This window comes from Streptomyces sp. NPDC058326 (assembly GCF_042879855.1).
Classification (GTDB): Bacteria; Actinomycetota; Actinomycetes; order Streptomycetales; family Streptomycetaceae; genus Streptomyces.
This window is the reverse complement of sequence record NZ_JBHVZO010000001.1, coordinates 102393-123541: the sequence shown is the minus strand read 5'-3', so window position 1 is coordinate 123541 and position 21149 is coordinate 102393. Positions and strand designations below refer to the sequence as shown.

The following is a 21149-nucleotide window of genomic DNA, read 5'->3' as shown; positions in this document are numbered from 1 at the left end:
GACGGTGAGCGTCCAGGGGCCGTCCGCCTGCAGGAGCAGCAGCAGGGGGCCCGCCGGGATCGGGACGGTGTGCCGACCCTTGCCCTCGGGCGAGTTCAGGACCAGGGTGCGCGGCCCGGTCATGTCCGTCTGCCCGGCGACCTCGTAGCCGTTGATGCCGATGTAGCCGCTGCCGTTCATCTCCGGGTCGCCCTCGAAGTCCACCTGGAGGCCGGCCGGTCCGCCCGTGTACAGCAGAGCCTCGCAGCAGTACCCCTGGATCATGCCCTCCAGCCGGCGGGCGGCGGCGACGGGCCTCACCCGCAGGGTCCACTCGTTGCCGGCCTGGAGACGCATACGCAGGGGACGGCCCTCGGGTGACCGGCTCCTCCTCCGCCACCTCGACCCCGGGCCATGTGACCCGTGCCGCACATCATGCGGCACGGGTCACAGGTCACATGCCCGTTCAGTCGACCTCGGCGACCGCCTGCGCGAACTGCGCCGCGTACAGCCGGGCGTAGGCCCCGCCGGACGCCAACAGCTCCTCGTGCGTGCCCTGTTCCACGATCGAACCGTTCTCCATCACCAGGATCACGTCCGCGTCCCGGATCGTGGAGAGCCGGTGCGCGATCACGAACGAGGTGCGCCCGTGGGCCAGGCGCGCCATCGCCTTCTGGATGAGGACCTCGGTACGGGTGTCGACCGAACTGGTGGCCTCGTCGAGGACGAGGATCACCGGATCGGACAGGAACGCCCGCGCGATGGTGATCAGCTGCTTCTCGCCCGCGCTGACCCCCACCCCGTCGTCGTCGATGACCGTGTCGTACCCCTCGGGCAGGGTGCGGACGAACCGGTCGGCGTGCGCGGCCCGCGCCGCCTCCTCGATCTCCGCCCGGGTCACCGCGCGCGTGGCGCCGTACGCGATGTTGTCGGCGATGGTGCCGCCGAACAGCCAGGTGTCCTGGAGGACCATGCCGATCCCGGACCGCAGCTCCTCCCGGGACATCTTCGCGATGTCCGCCCCGTCCAGGGTGATCCGGCCGCCCGTCACCTCGTAGAACCGCATGAGCAGGTTCACCAGGGTTGTCTTGCCGGCGCCCGTCGGGCCGACGATCGCGACCGTCTGCCCCGGCTCCACCGTGAGCGACAGGTTCTCGATGAGCGGCTTGTCGGCCTCGTACCGGAAGGAGACGCCCTCGAGGGCGACCTTGCCCTTGAGGTCCGCAGGCGTCTCGCTCTCGCTCTTCGGGGCGTCCGGCTCCTGCTCCTCGGCGTCGAGCAGCTCGAAGATTCGCTCGGCCGATGCGACACCGGACTGCAGGAGGTTCGCCATCGACGCGACCTGCGTCAGCGGCATGGAGAACTGGCGCGAGTACTGGATGAAGGCCTGCACGTCACCGATGGACAGCGTGCCGCTCGCCACCCGGAGACCGCCGACGACGGCCACCAGGACGTAGTTGATGTTCGAGACGAAGAACATCACCGGCTGCATCACACCGCTGTTGAACTGCGCCTTGAAGCCGGCCTCGTAGAGGGCCTCGTTCTGCTCGCGGAAGTCCGCCGCGGACTCCTCCTGCCGGCCGAAGACCTTCACCAGGGCGTGCCCGCTGTACATCTCCTCCACGTGCGCGTTGAGCGCGCCCGTGGACTTCCACTGCTGCACGAAGTGCGGCTGTGAGCGCTTGCCGATCCTCGCCGCGACGAAGACCGAGACCGGCACCGTCACAAGGGCCACGAGTGCGAGCAGCGGCGAGATCCAGAACATCATCGCGAGCACGCCGACGATCGTGAGCAGCGAGTTGATCAGCTGGCCCATCGACTGCTGGAGCGTCTGCGAGATGTTGTCGATGTCGTTGGTCGCCCGGGACAGCACCTCGCCGCGCTTCGCCTTGTCGAAGTACGACAGGGGAAGCCGCGCCAGCTTCGTCTGGACGTCCTCCCGCATGCGGTAGACCGTCCGGTTGATCACCTTGATCGACATACGGGTGGAGACCAGCATGAGCAGGCCCGCCGCCACATAGACGCCGAGGACCACGAGCAGCACCTCGCCGACGGCGGAGAAGTCGATCCCCTGCCCCGGGGTGAAGTCGACGCCGGTCAGCATGTCCGCCATGCCGGAGTCGCCCGCGGCGCGCAGCCCCGCGATGGCCTCCGCCTTCGTGCCGCCCTCGATCTGGTTCCCGATGACACCGGCGAAGACGAGGTCGGTCGCCTTGCCGAGGATCTTCGGGCCGACCACGGAAGCCGCCACCGACAGCACACCCGCGACCAGCATCAGCCACAGCGCACCGCGCTCCGGCATCAGCTGCTTCAGCAGCCGCTTTCCCGAGCCCTTGAAGTCCATCGACCGCTGGTCGGGGCCGCCACCGGCCATCATGCGTCCGCCAGGACCGGCCATCAGGCTGCCTCCGCCTCGGTGAGCTGGGAGAGCACGATCTCCCGGTACGTCTCGTTGTCCGCCATCAGCTCCTGGTGCCGTCCGGTGCCGACGACCCGGCCCTCGTCGAGGACGACGATCCGGTCGGCGTCCCGGATGGTGGAGACCCGCTGGGCGACGATCACGACGGTCGAGTCGGCCGTCTCCTCGGCGAGCGCGGCCCGGAGCAGGGCGTCCGTCTCGTAGTCGAGCGCCGAGAACGAGTCGTCGAACAGATAGATCTCAGGCCGCTGGACCAGCGTCCGCGCGATGGCGAGACGCTGCCGCTGCCCACCGGAGACGTTGGTGCCGCCCTGCGCGACGGGGGCGTTCAGACCGTTCTCCAGCCTCCGTACGAAGTCGGCGGCCTGGGCGACTTCAAGGGCGTGCCAGAGTTCCTCGTCGGTCGCGTCGGGTTTGCCGTAGCGGAGGTTGGTGGCGACGGTCCCGGAGAAGAGGTAGGGCTTCTGCGGGACGAGTCCCACGGTCCTGGCCATCAGTCCGGGGTCGAGCCTGCGCACGTCCACCCCGTCGACGAGGACCTCTCCGCCGGTCGCGTCGAAGAGCCGGGGCACGAGCCCGAGCAGGGTCGACTTCCCGCTGCCCGTCGAGCCGATGATCGCGGTCGTCTCACCGGGCCGGGCCACCAGAGCGACGTCCTTCAGGACCGACTCCTCCGCACCCGGGTACCGGAAGTCCGCGCCCCTGACCTCCAGGTGCCCGCGCCGGTCCAGCGTCCGCACCGGATCGGCCGGCGGCACCACGCTCGACTCGGTCCCGAGGACCTCCTCGATGCGCTCCGCGCAGACCTCGGCCCGCGGCACCATCATGAACATGAAGGTGGCCATCATGACCGCCATCACGATCTGCATCAGATAGGCGAGGAACGCGGTCAGCGCGCCGATCTGCATCCCGCCGCTGTCGATGCGGTGCGCACCGAACCAGACGACGGCCACGCTGGAGATGTTCACGACGGTCATCACCGTCGGGAACATCAGCGCCATCAGCCGGCCGGTCGCCATCGACACGTCGGTCAGCTCGGCGTTGGCCCCGCGGAACCGCTCCTCCTCGTACGTGTCCTTCACGAACGCCCGGATCACCCGGTTGCCGGTGATCTGCTCGCGCAGCACCCGGTTCACCGTGTCGAGACGCTCCTGCATCGTCCGGAAGAGCGGCCGCATCCGCCGCACGATCAGCGAGACGGAGATCCCGAGGACCGGCACCACGGCGAGCAGCACACCCGAGAGCGGCACGTCCTGGCCGAGGGCCATCACGATGCCGCCGACACACATGATGGGCGCGGAGACCATCAGGGTGAACGCCATCAGGACCAGCATCTGGATCTGCTGCACGTCATTGGTCGTACGGGTGATCAGCGACGGCGCCCCGAACTGCCCCAGCTCCCGCGCGGAGAACGACTGCACCCGGTCGAAGACCGCGCCGCGCACGTCCCGGCCCAGGGCGGAGGCCGTCCGGGCGCCGTAGAACACGGCACCGATGTTGCAGACGACCTGGACGACGGAGACGCCGACCATCAGGGCGCCGAACCGCAGGATGTAGCCGGTGTCCCCCTCGACGACACCGTTGTCGATGATGTCCGCGTTCAGAGTGGGCAGGTAGAGGCTCGCGCAGGTCTGCAGGAACTGAAGCAGCACGAGCAGGGCGATGGGTTTTCGATAGGGCCCGAGGTGGGCTCGGAGAAGTCTTATGAGCACGGCTCCTACTATCGCCCGCGCCCCCGAGACGTTACGACTCGTTTAGGGGGCGCGGCGAGCCCTGGCAAAGACTTTACGAACCGGGTCTTCGCGGATCGGGGCGCGAACAGAGTGGCGCACCGGGTCTTCGCGAACCGAGTCGCGCACCGGGGTCTCGCGCACCGGGTCTTCCCCAACCGTGGCTTCGCGCGGGGCTTACGAAGCGAACGCGCCCGGGTGGATCTGCTCCCGCGTCGCCGTGTACTGCTGCCGCACCGACTGTCCGACCGCCAGGTCATCGCCCGGCTCCAGGATCTGCGCGGCGGCGCCCTGCCAGGCCGGGGGAGCGGAGGGCGACAGCGTGCCCCGCGCCACCCCGAGGGCCCAGGCGGCCTGCCGGGCGGCGCCGAGCGCCGCGTAGTCGGCCGGCTGGGGGACGACGACCTGCGCGCCGAACAGCGCGGGCGCGAGGGCCTGCACCGCCGGCAGCGCCGCGGCGGCGCCGAGCAGGAACACCCGCCGCACCTCCACGCCCCGGCCGCGCAGCACGTCCATGGCGTCGGTGAGCGCGCAGAGCATCCCCTCGAACGCGGCCCGCGCCAGGTGCTCCGGCTTCATCGACTCGCGCCGCAGCCCGCTGAGCGTGCCCGCGGAGTGCGGCAGGCTCGGGGTCCGCTCGCCCTCCAGATAGGGCAGCAGGACGAGCCCGGAGGCGCCGGGAGTGGACTTCAGGGCGAGCGCGGACAGCTCGTCGAGGGACTCGGCACCCAGCATCTCGGCGGCGCCGCGCAGGGCCCGTACCGCGTTCGAGGTGTGGACGACGGGCAGGTGCATGCCAGTGGCGTCGGCGAAGGAGGTGATCATGCCGTGGGGGTCGGCGAGCGCCTCGTGGTGGACGGCCATCACGGAGCCGGAGGCGCCGAGCGAGACCACCGCGTCGCCGGGACCGAGACCGAGACCGAGCGCGGCGGCCATCGTCTCGCCGGTGCCGGCGGAGATGAGCAGCCCCTCGGGCGTGGTGCCGGCGGCACCGGCGGGCCCGAGGACCTCGGGCAGCGCGGCCTGGTGGCCGAGGGCCAGCTCGACCAGGTCGGGGCGGTACGCGCCGGTGCGCGCCGACCAGTAGCCGGTGCCGGAGGCGGCGCCGCGGTCGGTGGTGCGGCGGGCGGGCCGGCCGAGGAGCTGCCAGACCAGCCAGTCGTGCGGCTGGAGGACCATCGCGATCCGCCGGGCGTGCTCGGGCTCGGTCCGGGCGAGCCACCGCAGCTTGGCGACGGGCTGCCCGGCGCCCGGCACGGAGCCGACGGCCTCGGCCCAGGCCTGGCGGCCGCCCAGCGACTCGACGAGATCGGCGGCGGCCACCTGGGCCCGCTTGTCGTTGCGGACGAGCGCGGGCCGCACGAGGCCGCCCTGCGCGTCGAGCGGTACGAGTCCGTGCTGCTGCGCGGACACACCGATGGCCTGCACGCCCTCCAGGAGACCGCCGGTCGCGGCCTCCCCGAGGGAGAGCAGCCAGGTCTGCGGGTCGACGTCGACGGCCTTGGGTTCACCCGGGTGAGGGGCGTATCCCTGCCGCAGTACGGCACCCGTGTCCGTGTCACAGACGACGATGCGTGTGAACTCCGCTGAGCTGTCGAGTCCGGCGACTATCCCCATGACACATGATTCTGCCGCACGCGGGGCGGTTCAGGTGTTGCTGGTGCCCCACTCGTCCTCCTCGACCTTCCCGTTGCCCATGCTCCGCTCGCGCATCGCGTGGACCCGGTCGGTCACGGAGGACGGCAGGCGGTCGCCCACCCTGTCGCCCACGACGTGCATGGCCTTGCCCGCGACCTGACGCCCGGTCTGGGCGGCGGACTCGGCGGCGTTGCGCACGGCTGGGTTCCGGGCGAACCCCTGGGCGGACTTCTTCAACTGTTCGTAGCGCTCGCGTCCGGCTCGTGTGCCGACCACGTAACCGAGGGCGAGTCCCATGGCGAACGTCAGCTTGTATCGCATGGCCACCACCTTCCCTGGAGAGCTTCCCTGATGCATCGCTGGTGCCCACGGCGATACCGATTGGCGGAGCACCCCCCTGCTTGCGCTAATGTATGTGTCGCAGCGAGCAACCGCCCGCCCGGAGCATCCGGAGTGGGTACGTTCGGTGCAACGCAGCAATCCCCTGTAGCTCAATTGGCAGAGCAGCCGGCTGTTAACCGGCAGGTTACTGGTTCGAGTCCAGTCGGGGGAGCGCGATCCCCTGTAGCTCAATTGGCAGAGCATTCGGCTGTTAACCGGAGGGTTGCTGGTTCGAGTCCAGCCGGGGGAGCGAGACGGAAGAGGACCCTTCGGGGTCCTTTTTCGCGTCTGCGGGAACCATGCGGAGCGCGCCGCGGTCTTGATGGTCAGCAGAGCCGATCTTCCGGAGCAGGAGATCGTATGAGCGGCTATGCTGCGGCAGACGGCGCGCACACATGTACGCGCCTCACCGATCGGGGCGGTAGCTCAGCCGGTTAGAGCAGCGGACTCATAATCCGTCGGCCGTGGGTTCGAGTCCCACCCGCCCCACCACAGCAGAATCGTCGTGACCTGCAAGAACGTGGGTTTCACGCTAGCTCGGCGGTGGCGTCCGCTGCACGAACGCTGCACGGACCCGCCGTACGATCACTCTCATGGCGTACATCAAGACCAATTCCCGCCTGTCCGGAGACCCCTCCTGCACCGTCATGTGGCGGGCGGGCGGGAGTCGAACGGGGCGCACGTGCCGTGAGACGTTCGACGATGAGGCGCAGGCGGAACGTTTCCGCGACCTGGTCAACGGTCACGGACAGCAATGGCCGCCGGGGTGGGTCAAGGGTGTGGGCTTTGTCGAGATCGACGAGTCGCCGGCGCCAGACGTGGAGAAGTTCAGGGCCTACGCCCACGCCTACGTAGGGCTGCTGACGGACATATCCGACCACACCAAGATCAACTACACGAGGTTCATCGACAACCACATGATCCCGTGGTTCGGAGAGCTGTCCGTCTCCGACCGAGGGGACAAGCTCACCCGCGATCACGTCAGCCGGTGGATCCTGGACCTCCAGGACGGGAGGCCGGGCCCCCTTCATCCTCCGGGCACGGAGCGCCGCAAGTACGCGGCGAAGAAGATCGCCAACCTCCACGGCCTGCTCTACAGCATCCTCCAGTCCGCCGTGGACGCCGACCCGTCCCTCCGTGACTCGAACCCCTGCGCGCACACCAAGCTGCCTAAAGGGAACGACACGGAGGATGACGAGGTCTTCCTGGAGCCCGAGGAGTACGCCCTCCTGCGCGAGCACGTACGTGCTGATGCCGTCGACATCATCGACGTGCTGGTGAGTACCGGCCTCCGGTGGGGCGAGGTGACGGCACTCCAGCCCCGGGACTTCACCTTGGTCTCCAAGCGGCCGACGCTCCGTGTGCAGCGCGCCTGGAAGCGGCGAGGCGAGGGCGGGACCTTCCTCGGCGCCCCCAAGACGAAGAAGTCGCGTCGAACCCTCGTGCTCACCCCAGAGCAGGTGCAGCTGTTCCAGCGGCTCTGTCAGGGGAAGAAGCCGACCGACCTGGTGTTCACCGCCCCGGAGGGCGGAGCCTGGCACTCTGGCGTGTTCCACGCGCACCGCTGGAAGCCCGCGCTGGACGGAGCCAACGCCGCCGGCCTCACCAAGCGCCCGCGCATCCACGACCTTCGTCACACCCACGCTTCCTGGCTCATCGCCGGCAAGGTCCCGCTGCCGGTGATCCAGGCCCGCCTCGGCCACGAGTCGATCACGACGACCGTCGACCGGTACGGACATCTCCTGGAGTCCTCGGATGACGAGGTCGTGGCAGCCGTCGAGTGGGCGATGAGCACTGCGAACCCGAAGGGCCTAGCCAAGGCGGCGTAAATCCGTACTGACTGAGCCCCGGTACCGGCGTCCGTGGTGGCTCCTAGCGTCGTCGGCATGGGAGCCGCGAAGGCCCCGGCCCCGGCATGGTGTGCGGGAGCCGGCCACGTGTGAGATCACCGTCAGGGCGGGCGAGATCAGCCACCTCTTCGCCGGTAGCGCGAGCACCTACGACGCGCCCTGCCAGCAGGCGTTCGTCCGCCTTGCAGCCACACGCACCATGGGCGGTCGGCCGCTGGGATCCTCCCGCTCCTGCGCTCGGCCGCTCCGACGACGCGCTCTTCGGGTTCACGGCCGTCGACCCTTGTCGAGCAGGCCGAGGCGATCAGCACCGGTGCCTGGTAAGAGCTCCGAGTCGGGGTCACGGGTCGCTGAGCGTCCTCCGTGTGAGGGCAGGGCCGGTGACGGTTCGCCGATCAGGGCGACCTTCTCGGGGTGCTCGGCAGAAGCCAGCCGGGGGATGTTCGTGGCCGCGAGCAGGAACAGAGCCCGGGCTCGGTGCCTTCGTCACAGGGCTTACGTCGGACGACCGCCGTCGGCGTTCGGTGCCGGTGAGGGATCCGCGCTCGGCGACGTCACCTCCACCTCAAGAGGAGCCGAGCGAGACCAGCGCGGGCGGTTCCACGCCCGCACTGGCCGCTTCGGCGATTGGCTGAGACGTCACGTGTCTCGGCCAACGAGGGCATGGTCAGCGTTTGACGCGGCTGCGGACAGCGAGGGCGGCCAGGCCGAGGAGGACGGGTTCGGCCAAGCGGGAAGTCATCTCGGTGTAGGTGCCGATGGTGGTGAGACCTTGCCCGGAGGAACGGAAGATTACCGAGTTGATCACCACGCGCAGGCTCTTCTCGAACCGCTTAGTAGTGACGCGGTCGGCCAGCCGGTTAGCGGGGTTGACCGGTTCAGGGGTGTCGGTGGTGAGAGTGATCTGCTGCCCGATGGCGACCTGGCGGCCGGTGGTAGTCGGTTTCGGATCGTCCACGGGCAGGCCCCACAGCATCATCACCGCCATCGTGGCAGTTATGGCCGCTCCCAGCCAAGCCAGGGCGCGCGTGGCGCGCAGTCCGTAACCGGACAGGGCCCAGTAGAGAGTAAGCAGGACCCGCTCGCCGCGGGGCCGGGTGGTGTCGCGGCGGCGCATCTCGCATTCGCCGTAGTAGAAGTCGGCGGCGTCCGGCTCGTTCTTACCATCCTCCAGTGACTTGCGCAGCTGCCGATACAGCGCTGCCACCGCTGCCGGTCTCAAGACAGGTGCGTCCGGCGGCGGGCTGGCCCAGCCCAAAGCGGTGGCCAGGTCGGGGCGGCGGGCGGTGCGCACTCGCCAGTGGTGCTCCTCGGCCAACGTGTTGCGTTGGTTCCATCGCCAGGGGAAGCGGCGGCTCCAGCCGGTGGGGGTGGTGGCAAAGGTGCACCAGCCGTCGACCCTCAGCTGGTCCAGGTGAACGGTGCCGGCGAACCGGCATCTGCTCAGGTCAATGTCGTTGAGCGCCAGGTGCGCGGCATCCACCCCGTCTACCGACATCAGACGCACACCCGGCGCTCGGCCGGACAGCACTGTCTCCGATATCGAGTCAGCCGAGCTGGAGAGGGGGAAGGGGGTAGCACGAGCGGTGACCGGCACCGGGTACTCAAAGACCGCGTCTCTCAAGTCCAACTCGGCGTAGCGAAGATGCAGCGTGGCCGTCGATGTCCACCGGGTGCGCACACAGCTCACTTGTCGGGCGGCGATCTCCAACGTCACTGGCTGCTGGAACACCGCAGCGTCCAACACCACCTGCTTGGCGCATACCATCGGCCCTAGGCGTGAAGCCACTTCAAACCGCACCCGATTAAACAGGGCGTTGCCGGAGAAGCGTGCTCCACCGAACCTGGCGTCGCCTGCGAATGAGACTGCATCGAACAGGCCGGTGCCGGAGAAGGACGCCTCGTCGAACCGAGCATCGCGAGCGAAAGACGCATCGGTGAATCGAGCTTCTCCGGCGAAGGACACTTCGTTGAACAGGGCCTCCTCGGCGAAGGAGGCTCCGACAAACATGGCGTAGCTGGAGAAGGATGCCCTGTTGAACCGGGCGGTGTCGGAGAAAGGCACGTCGTCGAACCGGGCATCGCTGGCGAAGGACGCCTTGATGAACAGAGCCAGGCTGGCGAAGGACGCCCCGTCGAAACTGGCACCCTCGGAGAACGACGCCTCGTTGAACAAGGCGTAGTTGGAGAACGAGGCCCCGTCGAACCAGGCGTTTCCCGAGAACGATGCCCTGTAGAAGCGGGCGTCCTCTGCGAAGACCGCGTCGTTGAACTTGGCATCGCCGGAGAAGGACGCTTTGTTGAACACAGCAGTGCCGGAGAAGGAGACCATGCCGAACTGGGCGTCGCCGGAGAAGGATGCCGTGTCGAACTGGGCGTCGCCTACGTGAGGCTGGCCGGTGCTGGCATCACGAAGGGCGGAGAGTAGCTGGTCCAGCAGTTCAGGGGTGAAGGGGGTGCCGCGGTGGTCGATGGCGGTGCCGGGCGACAACGTTGCGAGGTAGGCCGCGCGGTCGACCCCGCTTAAATGGGCCAGGCAGGCGGTGTGGACGCTGACGCGGATGCCGCGGCAGCCGACAGGGTCGGCCGACGTCGAGCCATGGCCGCAGTGAGGCCACGGGGGCGGGGAGTCAGATGCCGGTTCGGGTGCAGCAGGTGCCATGCACGATGAACGTACCGATGTTGTCCAGAAGTTGCCAGAAGAGATCGCATCGAGGCAGAGAGCGGCTCACCACAGGCTCAAGGGCCTCCCAGCAGCGACCGCGGTGTCGATCCGGGAAGATATTTCTGCCTCGGTTTCGCAGCGAGCGCGGCCGAGACGGATCGCGGCGCCGATCGCGCGGGCGCGGTGGGCGGGGCCGCGGAGGTCGGCCAGGGGGCTGCCGGGGTCGCGGCGGCGGTCGAGCCACTCGGCGCGGTTCTCCGCCGGCGTACCCAAGCGGAGGTGGTTGGGTTGCTGGCAGGAGTGGTTGTCGCAGGTGTGGCAGCCCGTGGGATGGTCGTTGCCCCAGCCGAGGCGCGGGATCACGCCGTGGGCCAGCTGATAGCCGTACAGGTGCCCGGGGACGGTGCCCCGGCGAGTCGGGCCGGGGAGCGAGGTCGCCCGGAAAGTCGCGTGGCCGGTGCTGCTGACCCCGCCGGTCCAGAACCAGCAGCTCGTGCCCGACGAGGTCCTGTAGACCTTCGACCAGTACCGGGCGCGGACGGAGGAGTCGTTGAGCCAGACCGTCCACTCCACCGCGGGGATGCGGACCGGTGACGGGTCACCGATCAGGGCGAGCTGCTCGGGATGCTCCGTCGGGACGGGCCCGGACATTTTCGTCGCCGAGAGCGGGAAACCTCTCGCTGTCGCCCTGTCGGCGGCCACCGGGCTGCCTGCCTGCTTTCTGCGTCGCCAGCCGAAGGACTACGGCTCGTGTCGGCAGATAGAAGGAGTCGATGTCACCAGCAGGCGCGTGATGCTCGTCGATGACGTGGTCCGCTCCGGCACCCAGACCCTGGCCATGGCGGGCTTGCTCCGGGGCGCCGGAGCCGAGGCCGCTCACGCGCTGTGCGTCCTGGAGCGACCGCTCGGTGGCCGACAGCTGCTCGAAGAGCACGGCATCGCCCTCGGCTCCCTGCTGCACGAGACGGACCTACCCGACGTACGGGGAGGTGCGTCGTGAGGCGGGCGGTCCTGTTCGACGTCGACGGAGTCCTCCTGGACAGCCGCAGCACCACGCTCGGCGCCCTCGCAGGCATCTCGACCGCCGCACTCGGGCGCCGAGTCGCGATCGCTGACCTCCTGCCGGACGCGGTCAGCCTCCCGCGCGCCGATGTCCTCACCGCTCTCGGCGTCCCTCATCCGGATGACATCCTCGGTCTGTGGTGGGACGTCGCCGTGGCGTCCGCCCCGCGTCCGCGGGTCTTCCCCGGTGTGCTGGAGGGGCTGGCCGCGTTGAAGGACGCCGAGGTGGCAACGGGCCTGGTCACACTGCAATCCCGGGCCCGGCTTTCGTGGCTGCTGCCCCCGGCGGTCCTGGATCTGATGGACGTGACTGTCTGCTGGGAGGACGCCAAGCCGAAGCCCTCCCCTGAGGGCATCCTCAAGGCTCTCGCCGGCGTCGCCGTCTCGCCGCACCACACGTTGTTCGTGGGGGACACCGTCAGTGATTGGTCCGCAGCTTGTGCGGCCGGAGTCCCCTTCTGCGGAGCGGGCTGGGGATTCGCGGGACCGGATGCGCTGGCCGCAGCCGGTACGCGTGCGTTGCTCTCGACCCCGGCCGAGATCGGGCCCGGCTTGCTCGACCTGATCGATTCCGTTTCGGCCCACTGCCAGATCTAAGCGATCTTGACGCCAGAACCGCTACAGTCGGTGGTGCGGCAATCCTGTTTCGTGTCATGGCGGGCTGCTGCACCACCGACGTGATCGACGGATCTGGAGTCAAGGTGCGACCCATGGGGGCGCGAGCTATCTGCGCCGAGCTGGAGAACTGAGAACCCTCTCAGTCCTCGTTCTCGGCCCGGCTCGGCGTGTGCTCTCCCCTTCCACCTTCCGTGACTCTTCCGTAAGGGCCATACCGCCATGCGCTCGACGCAGATCCGCAGGACGTTCACCGACTTCTTCACCTCTCGGGGCCACCACGAGGTCTCCTCCAGCCCGCTGGTTCCGGACGACCCGACCCTGTTGCTCGCCAACGCCGGGATGAACCAGTTCAAGCCGTACTTCCTCGGCGAGAGCACCCCGCCGTTCTCCCGCGCGACCAGCATCCAGAAGTGCGCCCGCACCTCCGACATCGACAACGTCGGCCGCACCAACCGGCACGCCACTCAGTTGCCTGAGCGCTCAGGGTCGGCGGCCTGCGCCTCGGCGAAGGTGCCGTAATCGGCGGAGGGGTTGAGCAGGGTGAAGTTCCATGTCGCCGGTGGTGAATCGGCTGGTGTGGTAGTGCCCGGTAGCGGCCTTGGGCTTGAGGCCGGTCACCGCTATGCGGCAGGCCCCCTCGTGTCGTGGGCTGCGGTTCTGGTGCTCCACGCGGGGCGTGTTGTTGTAGAGGAACCTGATCTCGGCGGATCCGGAGTTCTCGGGAGCCTTGATGATGGCGTTGCTCGACCGCGAGGTGCTCCCCTTCGCGCGGAGCGTGGCGTGCAAGCTCCAGTAGGTCTCCTCGATCGTCATGTACGTGGTGATCGGGCCCCGGTTTCCCCCCTCGGGAATGTGGCTGTCCGGACTCGGTGAGAGGGTCACGCGCCACAACGCCCGCGATCCCCCGTTGTCCCCCCGCACTCCTCGGCCTCAACTGATCACGAACCAAGCATCACGCGACTATGCCGAAGCCCTGCCCGGCTCCGGCTGACGACGAGCAACCCTGTGCGTCCGCACTGTGCTGGTGCCGTTCGTCTCCGAGGGGGGTTGCCGCGCTGCGAGAATGTCAGCGGGCTCGGATATGAATGAGACCACCCGATGGAAGGAAGCGCACACCTGTGACGATCACCCAGCAAGAGCTCGAATCCCGGCTGTGGGCCGCTGCGAATGCGCTCCGCGGCCCCGTCGACCCGGCCGACTTCAAGACGTACGTCTTCCCGATGCTGTTCTGGAAGTGGATCTCGGACACCTGGGTCTTCGAGCACGACGCGGCACTCGATGAGTACGGCGATGACCTCGATGACGAGATCGAGGCCGAGTTCCACCGGTTCGAGATGCCCGAGGGCACGCTGTGGAGCGAGGTCACCGGGAAGATCGTCAACCTCGGGGCCGAGATCGCTATGACGTTCCAGCGGATCGAGATGGCGAACCCGAAGTCCCTGGCCGGTGTGTTCGGCGACGCTTCCTGGGGCAACAAGGAGCGCATCCCTGAGTCGGCGCTGCTGGGTCTCATCCAGGCGTTCAATCAGATCCGGCTCGACCCGTCGACGGTCTCCCACGACCTGCTCGGTGCGGGCTATGAGTACCTGCTGAAGAACTTCGCCGACGAGTCGGGGAAGAAGGCGGGAGAGTTCTTCACGCCCCGTGAGGTCGTGAACCTGCTCGTCGGGATCCTCCATCCGGAACCTGGTGAGTCCGTCTATGATCCGACCTGCGGTTCGGGCGGGATGCTGGTCGCGACGATCAACCAGCTGCGGGAGTCGGGTAAGGACCACCGCACGCTGCGGGTGTACGGCCAGGAGATTAACCTGACCACCGCTTCGATCGCCCGGATGAACCTGTTCCTCCACGAGATCGAGGACTTCGACATCAAGCGCGGCGACACCCTTCGAGCGCCGGCGTTCAAGGACCCTTCCGGTGCGGTCCGCACCTTCGATGCGGTCATCGCCAACCCGCCGTTCTCTCTGACGAACTGGGGAGCCGACCGCTGGACGTCCGACCCGCGGGCGATCTACGGGGTTCCGCCAGCGAAGAACGGCGACTTCGCGTTCGTGCAGCACATGGTCTCGTCGATGAACGCCGGCACCGGCCGCGTGGGAGTTGTCATGCCGCACGGTGTGCTGTTCCGCAGTGGGGCCGAGGCGAAGATCCGGCAGCGCCTCGTCGAGAAGGACCTCCTCGAAGCCGTCGTCGGTCTGCCGCCGAACCTCTTCTACTCCACCACTATCCCTGCCTGCCTGCTGATCTTCCGCGACCAAAAGCCAGCCGTAAGGAAGGACCACGTTCTCTTCATCGACGGGTCCGCCCGGTTTGAGAAGGACAAGAATCAGAACCGGATGTCGAGGCGCGACGTCGACGCGCTCATCGATGCATACCGGACTGGTGAGGACCCTGACGGGGAAGACGGCGCGAACGTCCGCTTGGTGCCGCTCGACGAGATCAAAGAGAACGGCTTCGACCTCAACATCGGCCGCTACATCAAGGTCGCTGCAGAAGAAACCGCCGATCTGGGCACTGCGCTGGTGGCGTATGCCGACGCCCGGCAGCACCGCATCGACACTGAGACCGCCATGTTTGAACGGCTCGCAGCGGCAGGCGTCGAGCTGAGTGTGTTCGGGGTGTCCAGTGAGTGAGTGGGAGCGGGTCCGGCTCGACGAGGTCGTCGCGCTGGACGTCGAAGCGGTCCCGGTCGAGACGACAGCCTCCTACGACATCGCCGGTGTCTTGAACCGCGGTCGGGGCCTTCTGTACCGGGACCCACTGCCGGGTTCAGAGACGTCATACAAGACCCTTAATCTGATCAGGCCGGATCAGATCGTGTACAGCCGCCTGAAGGCCTTCGAAGGTGCCATCACCGTTGCACCCAGCGACCTTCCTCAGGTTTATGCATCCCAGGAGTTCCCAACCTTTACATGCGGACAGCGGCTCTTGCCGAGCTACTTCAGGCTTCTTACAACGACGAAGGGCCTATGGGACGACCTGCAGAACCTGTCGACAGGGATGGGCGGTCGGCGTGAAAGGGTCAAGCCTGCTGACTTCCTGACGATTCGAATTCCCCTCCCGTCGGTGTCCGAGCAGAACCGCATCGTGGATGTCATGGCAGCAGTGGACGCCGAGATCGAAGCTTTTTCCGCAGAGCGGAAGGCGCTAGGCGGACTTCGAAAGGCGATTCTCGGAGATCTCCAGACGATCGCCGCGACGTCTCCCCAAACCACTCTCGGGGACTTCATTGAAAGTCGGGGCGGTTCGATCAAAACTGGGCCATTTGGCACGGCGCTAAAGGCTGCCGAATATTCGCCCGACGGCGTGCCGGTGATTTCCACAGGCGAGGTGCGTCACGGCTTTATACGCGTCAACGAAAAAACGCCCCGAGTTGGTGCGACAACCTTGGCTAGGCTGCCGCAATACACGCTGGCCCACGGCGACATCGTATTTGCCCGAAAAGGCGCTGTTGACCGGTCCGCGTGGGTGAAATCAGCCGAGGCCGGCTACTTTCTCGGTTCTGACGGCCTTCGGGTTCGGACTGGCACCGATGTCGATGAGGCGCGTTTCATCGCATATCTACTGCAGACGGACTTGATCCTAACGTGGCTGAGCGATCATGCTACAGGGACGATCATGAAGGGCCTGAACCAGAAGATTCTTGCCGCTATCCCCCTAGGCTTTCCTGCCGGTGATGTGCGGCGAAACGTCGTTTCGCAACTCGATTCGCTTGACGAGCATGCCGGATCCATGGAGTTGGAGCTTGCCCACCTCCGCACCTTTCGCTACGCGCTCCTGACCTCTCTGCTGAACCAAGAGATCGAGGTCCCCGAGTCCTACAACGCTCTCCTGGAAGGGGTGTCGTGAAGTGAGCTTCACCGAAGCGAGCACCATACAGCGCTCCTTGCTTGAGTGGGCCGAGGAAGCCGGGTGGGAGCACATCCCAGGCGACGAGCTGCCACGCGACAATCACGATGTCATCATCGAGGCTTGGGCGAGGGAGGCGCTGTTAGCGCTGAATCCGGAGCTCGTCGACGACCCAGAATCAGCCGAACTGATTCTGCACGAGATCAACCAGGCCATCTTGGACGCCCACAACGGGCTGGTGGCTGCCAATGAGCTGCTGACTGTGATGCTGCGCGGTGACCACTCGTTCCCGACGATCGGTGGCAAGCATGTGCCGCGTCGTCTCGTCGATTTCGCGCACCTCGACAACAACCGGTTCACCGTCGCCGATGAGGTCACGGTCAGCGGCGCCGTGAAGCCTCGCAGGTTCGACGTCGTCTACTACGTCAATGGATTCCCACTCGTCGTCGCCGAGACGAAAACCCCTGTGAAGCACCAGGTGTCGTGGGTGAACGCAGCGAAGGACATCTATGGGACCTACGAGGAGGAGTACCCGAACTTCTTCGCTACCAACGTCTTCAACGTTGCGACCGAGGGCCTCGAGTTCCGGATGGCCCCGATCCGGGCAGTGCCGGATCCCGACTCAGAGATCTGGGCACCCTGGGGATCCACGGAGGACGACCCGAAGAAGGTGACCGGTCCTGCGCGTGTTCAGCGCGCCGCAAGGCTGTTGCTGCGACCGGAGACCGTGCTGCCGATCCTGAAGGACCTGGTGATGTACCGGCACGCCCGGGACGCCTCCGAGGTCGACGTGAAGTTCCTGCCGCGCTACCCGCAGTTCGAGGCGGCGCTCGCGATCCACGCGAAGGTCCTTGCGGACGGTCCCGGTGGACTGATCTGGCATCACCAGGGGTCGGGCAAGACTGAGCTGATGGCCTTCGCCGCCGCCCGGTTGCTGCGCGACGCCGCGGTGATCGACATGTACGGCGGCGCACCGACCGTGATCGTGATCGCCGACCGGAAAGATTTGGTGAGACAGACCGCGGAGATGTTTGAGACCGCTGGCATGCCGCGCATGAGCGTGCCGAAGAACCGGCGCGAGCTCTTCGCGTTGCTGCGCAGCGGTGAGCCGGGCGTGGTTATCACTACCGTGCACAAGTTCGCCGAGGCCGGCCATCTCAACGACCGATCGAACATCATCGTCTTGGTGGACGAGGCCCACCGATCTCAGGAGGGCAAGTTCGGGAAGGCCTGGCGCACAGCGGTCCCGAACGCGAAGTTCTTCGGCGCGACGGGCACGGCGATCGAGGATAAGGACCGGTCCACGTTCCGGCTGTTCGGGGATCCTGACGATCCCGACTTCGTGATGTCCCGGTACACGCCCGAGCAGTCGATCGCTGATGGGTTCACCAAGCCGGTGATCGTGGAAGGCCGTTCCGTCGGGTTCGATCTCGACAAGGGCGAGCTTGACGAGGCGTTCGACCAGTTCGCTGCCGAGGAGGACCTCGGCGAGGACGAGAAGGTCTACCTCTCCGGGAAGGCCTCGCACATCGAGACCATCCTCTCCAACCCTGAGCGGGTCGCCGCGGTGTGCGCGGACATCGTCGATCACTTCCTGACGTTCGTCACACCGCTGGGGCAGAAGGCCCAAGTCGTGGCGTTCAACCAGAATCTCGTCATCGCTTATGCGCATGCGATCCGGGCCGAATTGGCGCGCCGGGGTGCGGCGATGCCGGACGGCCGGGCGCGCGAAGTGGGCGTCGTCATGCACGTCGCCGACTCCAAGGACACTCCGAAGGAGCACAAGAAGTACCTGCTCACTCCGGAGCAGGAAGAGGCCCTGAAGCGGCGGTTCAAGAAGGTCGACGACCCCATGTCGTTCGTCGTAGTGACAGCGAAATGGATGACCGGCTTCAACGCGCCCATCGAGGGTGTTCTGTACCTCGACAAGCCAGCCAAAGGGGCGAACCTGTTCCAGACGATCACCCGCCCGAACCGGCCGTGGAAGAACCCCATCACGGGGCAGCGCAAGGATTACGGACGCGTCGTCGACTACATCGGCCTCGCGAAGGCCATCGGCGCGGCGATAGCCGGCCCGAAGGCCAAGGCGGAGGAGGAGCCGGAGCTCAACGTCACAGATTCCTCCCAGCTGGCCGGGAAGTTTGTCTCTGACCTGACACGCCTCTTGGCGCTGTTCGATGGCATCAGCACAGCCGACTCGTCGTTCGAGGGGCTCGCCGAGGCACACGAGCGGATCGTCGAGGGCAGCCCGCAGCGGACCCAGTTCATCGAGACATACGTGGCTCTTCAAACGGTGTGGGAGTTCCTCGACCCTCACCCGATGCTCGCACCGTTCCGGCAGCAGTACTACTGGCTGGCGAAGGTGTATGAGTCGATCCGGCCCAAGGACGTGTCGAAGGCGTTTCTGTGGGACCGTCTCGGTGCGAAGACGACCGCGCTGATCCATGGGCACATGACCGACGTGCGCGTGCGGTCGATGCCGTCGAAGACCGTCACCCTTGACGCCGCTGGCCTGGAACTGGTCAAAAGGATCGCCGAGCAACTGAATCTTCCGAAGACCGAGTCGCCGGAGAACGAGCCTGGCGACGTCTACCAAGAGGTGCTCGATTCGATCGAGGCGCGCCTGAAGCGCCGACTCGCTGAGACGGACATCCCGGCGTACCGGTCATTGGCGGATCGGATCGAAAAGCTGCGCACCAAGGCGATCGAGAACGTCGAGGACTCGCTGGCGTTCCTGGAGCAGGCGCTGAAGATCGCTCAGGACGTGGTCGCCGCCGACCGGGCCGCGGAGGCAGGCGACGAAGAGACGCTGAAAAGACTGGCAGACCCGAAGCGCGGTGCGCTGACACAGATCGTCGAGCAGAACACACCGCCAGGACTGCACAAGATCGTCCCTGACATCGTCGACAGGATTGACTCGATCGTCGCGGAGGTCGCCTACACCGGGTGGGTAGAAAGCGATGCCGGCGACAAGCGCGTCCGCCGCGAGCTCCGAACCGCGTTGAAGGAGTACGGTCTGCCGGTCAAAGGCGACCTGTTCGACAAGACGTACGCGTACGCCCGGGAGAACTATTAGATCGGCCGCGACCGAAGACCGTTAGCTCTCACCGCGCCGGGCCGACACCCAGTGACCGCCGAGCTGCGCTGATGACGCCGTGGGTGTCGGCCCCGTAACCGCCGACTCGTGCAGTGTGCGCCAGAGCTTTAAGTGCAGGGCGATGTTCTCGGCATCGTCCAGCCACATCTCGGCGTGCCGGTCCTCGGCGACCACCAACCGCAGCCGTGGGAGTGCTTTGAGACTACGCAGCGTGACTGCGTGCAGGGCGCGAATGGGTCGGCTGGTGGTGAAGTCCATGGCAATCTACGCAGTGACTCTGGAACGCTGGAGGGGCAGGGCCTTCCTGAGTTCCGCGGATGCTGCCGGAGTGCGAGGCGCAGAGGAAGTGGTGTGGCGAACGCCTAACGGCCCCCGATCGAGCGGGACGGAAGGGGCATGCAGCCGGATGGAATCGGATAGATATGTCCGGTCCTTCGGCATCGTCGCAGGTGAGACGCGTCACTGAAATGGGTTCGAGTCCCCCCGCCCCACCGTAGAAAAACGATCTGACCTGTGAAAACACCCCGGGAGGGGTGGCTTCGCGCGTGGCGATCGCCTCGCGTCGGTGCGGCGAAACGGGCGGCGCTGATCCGCCTCACCGGGCCCCGACCTATTTGACCTGGGGTTTCAGGCGGAGCGTGGGTGTGGGGCCACGACGATGATCCCACGGCGATCCCACGGCTCCGGCGTGTGACACGCCGCACACCGCGCCGAATATCCGCGCCTTCATCGGCATTCCATCGGTCGGGTGGTCGGAGGTGTGTCGACATCGATGAGTCGGTGGGCCGGGCTCAGGCCGAGGGCCTGTGGCTGACCGGTGGGAGGGCTCTTCCAGCAGCTGACGAAGCGGCTGCTGGAGTCCGCCTTGGAGGGTGAGATCACCGATCACCTCGGCTATGGCAAGCACGATCCGGCTGGGAAGAACGGCGGCAACAGTCGCAACGGCACCCGCGTGAAGACCGTCCTGACCGATGTCGGACCGGTGGAGACAACCATGCCCCGCGACCGTGGAGGCTCGTTCGAGCCGAAGATCGTCAAGATGCGGCAGAAGTGCCTGTCCGGGGTGGACGAGATGGTCATCTTGCTGTCCGCGAAGGGGCTGGCGACCGGTGAGGTCCAGGCCCACCTCTGGGAGGTCTATGGCGCCGAGGTCTCCCGTCGGACGACCTCGACGATCACGGACAAGGCCATGGACGGGATGGCCGAATGGCAGAACCGGCCACTGGACGCCGTCTGTCCGGTGGTCTTCATCGACGCCATCCACGTGAAGATCCGCGACGGCGCCGTGGCCAATGGACGCGGGCGGAGGGCGCCCGCCTCGTCGCCGTCGAGGGCCGCGACGCCGCAGGCAAGGGCGGCACGATCACATGGGTCTCCGAGCACCTCGACCCCCGTGTCGCGCGCATCGCCGCCCTGCCCAAACCGACCGAGCGCGAGCGCACCCAGTGGTACTTCCAGCGTTACGTCGAGCACCTGCCGGCCGCCGGCGAGATCGTCCTCTTCGACCGCAGCCGGTACAACCGGGCAGGCGTGGAACCCGTCATGGGTTTCTGTACGCCCGCCGGGCACCAGCGCTCACTGCGCCAGTGCCCGGTCTTCGAGCGGATGCCGGTGGAGGAGGGGATCCTGCTGCGCACGTACTGGTTCTCCGTCAGTGACACGGTCCAGGAGGAAAGGTTCCGGCGCCGGGCCGGGGACCCGCTGCGCCGTTGGAAGCTCTCCCCCATAGGCCTGGAGTCCCTCACGCGCTGGGAGGCGTACTCCAGGGCCAAGGGCGAGATGTTCGTGCACACGGACACGGCGGACGACCCCTGGTACGTCGTCGAGAGCGACGACAAACGCAGCGCGCGTCCCCGAGGCA

The 21149-nt window shown here is 67.1% G+C and carries 13 protein-coding genes, 3 tRNA genes and 4 pseudogenes; 12 read left to right on the top strand and 8 right to left on the bottom strand.

What is annotated here, in order from left to right:
* Nucleotides 1–445: 445 nt before the first annotated feature.
* From ACFVYX_RS00530 to ACFVYX_RS00515, 4 genes are all read right to left on the bottom strand, one after another.
* On the bottom strand, nt 446–2377 hold the full coding sequence (locus ACFVYX_RS00530) for an ABC transporter ATP-binding protein (protein ID WP_389679061.1): 1932 nt from the start codon (nt 2375–2377) through the stop codon (nt 446–448).
* Nucleotides 2377–4110: an ABC transporter ATP-binding protein gene (locus ACFVYX_RS00525; RefSeq protein WP_389679060.1), complete on the bottom strand. Its 1734-nt coding sequence runs from the start codon at nt 4108–4110 to the stop codon at nt 2377–2379. The genes ACFVYX_RS00530 and ACFVYX_RS00525 overlap by 1 nt, the downstream gene beginning before the upstream one ends.
* Nucleotides 4111–4305: 195 nt before the next feature.
* Nucleotides 4306–5745 (bottom strand): FGGY family carbohydrate kinase, encoded by a 1440-nt coding sequence (locus ACFVYX_RS00520; RefSeq protein WP_389679059.1) that lies wholly within the window; start codon nt 5743–5745, stop codon nt 4306–4308.
* A 30-nt stretch (nt 5746–5775) separates the two neighbouring features.
* Entirely contained in the window at nt 5776–6087 is a 312-nt protein-coding gene (locus ACFVYX_RS00515; RefSeq protein ID WP_389679058.1) for a YtxH domain-containing protein, read from the bottom strand.
* A 159-nt stretch (nt 6088–6246) separates the two neighbouring features.
* Here ACFVYX_RS00515 and ACFVYX_RS00510 point away from each other — a divergent pair.
* The 4 genes from ACFVYX_RS00510 to ACFVYX_RS00495 all read left to right on the top strand — a co-directional run bounded on the left by ACFVYX_RS00510 (nt 6247) and on the right by ACFVYX_RS00495 (nt 7976).
* A tRNA-Asn gene (locus ACFVYX_RS00510) sits at nt 6247–6319 on the top strand.
* A 5-nt stretch (nt 6320–6324) separates the two neighbouring features.
* A tRNA-Asn gene (locus ACFVYX_RS00505) sits at nt 6325–6397 on the top strand.
* A gap of 165 nt (nt 6398–6562) precedes the next feature.
* Nucleotides 6563–6639, top strand: a tRNA-Ile gene (locus tag ACFVYX_RS00500).
* Nucleotides 6640–6740: 101 nt separating this feature from the next.
* Complete coding sequence (locus tag ACFVYX_RS00495) at nt 6741–7976, top strand: tyrosine-type recombinase/integrase (protein ID WP_389679057.1); 1236 nt, start codon at nt 6741–6743, stop codon at nt 7974–7976.
* 688 nt (nt 7977–8664) lie between these two features.
* Here ACFVYX_RS00495 and ACFVYX_RS00490 read toward each other — a convergent pair.
* Both ACFVYX_RS00490 and ACFVYX_RS00485 read right to left on the bottom strand, forming a co-directional pair.
* A complete protein-coding gene (locus tag ACFVYX_RS00490; protein WP_389679056.1) occupies nt 8665–10659 on the bottom strand; it encodes a pentapeptide repeat-containing protein in 1995 nt (664 codons plus the stop codon).
* Between the two features lie 66 nt (nt 10660–10725).
* Nucleotides 10726–11313: a hypothetical protein gene (locus ACFVYX_RS00485; protein ID WP_389679055.1), complete on the bottom strand. Its 588-nt coding sequence runs from the start codon at nt 11311–11313 to the stop codon at nt 10726–10728.
* A 139-nt stretch (nt 11314–11452) separates the two neighbouring features.
* Between ACFVYX_RS00485 and ACFVYX_RS00480 the strand changes: the two genes are divergently transcribed.
* The 3 genes and pseudogenes from ACFVYX_RS00480 to ACFVYX_RS00470 all read left to right on the top strand — a co-directional run.
* Nucleotides 11453–11662 carry a hypothetical protein gene (locus tag ACFVYX_RS00480; RefSeq protein ID WP_389679054.1) on the top strand — a complete coding sequence of 70 codons (210 nt, stop codon included), beginning with the start codon at nt 11453–11455 and terminating at the stop codon, nt 11660–11662.
* Nucleotides 11659–12321 (top strand): HAD family hydrolase, encoded by a 663-nt coding sequence (locus ACFVYX_RS00475; RefSeq protein WP_389679053.1) that lies wholly within the window; start codon nt 11659–11661, stop codon nt 12319–12321. Before ACFVYX_RS00480 ends, ACFVYX_RS00475 begins: the two co-directional genes overlap by 4 nt.
* A gap of 240 nt (nt 12322–12561) precedes the next feature.
* A pseudogene (locus ACFVYX_RS00470) lies at nt 12562–12807 on the top strand (alanine--tRNA ligase-related protein); the annotation flags it as partial.
* A 15-nt stretch (nt 12808–12822) separates the two neighbouring features.
* On the opposite strand, the gene ACFVYX_RS00465 reads toward ACFVYX_RS00470, so the two are convergent.
* Nucleotides 12823–13224 carry a hypothetical protein gene (locus ACFVYX_RS00465; protein ID WP_389679052.1) on the bottom strand — a complete coding sequence of 134 codons (402 nt, stop codon included), beginning with the start codon at nt 13222–13224 and terminating at the stop codon, nt 12823–12825.
* Nucleotides 13225–13460: 236 nt separating this feature from the next.
* Between ACFVYX_RS00465 and ACFVYX_RS00460 the strand changes: the two genes are divergently transcribed.
* From ACFVYX_RS00460 to ACFVYX_RS00450, 3 genes are read left to right on the top strand one after another with little or no spacing between them, the layout of a single operon-like run.
* Nucleotides 13461–14975, top strand: a complete 1515-nt coding sequence (locus ACFVYX_RS00460; protein ID WP_389679051.1) for an N-6 DNA methylase — start codon at nt 13461–13463, stop codon at nt 14973–14975.
* Nucleotides 14968–16191 carry a restriction endonuclease subunit S gene (locus tag ACFVYX_RS00455; protein ID WP_389679050.1) on the top strand — a complete coding sequence of 408 codons (1224 nt, stop codon included), beginning with the start codon at nt 14968–14970 and terminating at the stop codon, nt 16189–16191. Before ACFVYX_RS00460 ends, ACFVYX_RS00455 begins: the two co-directional genes overlap by 8 nt.
* 1 nt (nt 16192) lies before the next feature.
* The gene (locus tag ACFVYX_RS00450; RefSeq protein WP_389679049.1) at nt 16193–19267 is read left to right on the top strand and encodes a type I restriction endonuclease subunit R; all 3075 of its coding nucleotides are present in this window, start codon (nt 16193–16195) and stop codon (nt 19265–19267) included.
* A gap of 28 nt (nt 19268–19295) precedes the next feature.
* On the opposite strand, the pseudogene ACFVYX_RS00445 reads toward ACFVYX_RS00450, so the two are convergent.
* Nucleotides 19296–19468: pseudogene (locus ACFVYX_RS00445) on the bottom strand (transcriptional regulator); the annotation flags it as partial.
* A gap of 534 nt (nt 19469–20002) precedes the next feature.
* Between ACFVYX_RS00445 and ACFVYX_RS00440 the strand changes: the two are divergent.
* Both ACFVYX_RS00440 and ACFVYX_RS00435 read left to right on the top strand, forming a co-directional pair.
* Nucleotides 20003–20582 (top strand): annotated as a pseudogene (locus tag ACFVYX_RS00440) (transposase); the annotation flags it as partial.
* A pseudogene (locus ACFVYX_RS00435) lies at nt 20495–21139 on the top strand (hypothetical protein); the annotation flags it as partial. The pseudogenes ACFVYX_RS00440 and ACFVYX_RS00435, both read left to right, overlap by 88 nt.
* Nucleotides 21140–21149 lie beyond the last annotated feature (10 nt).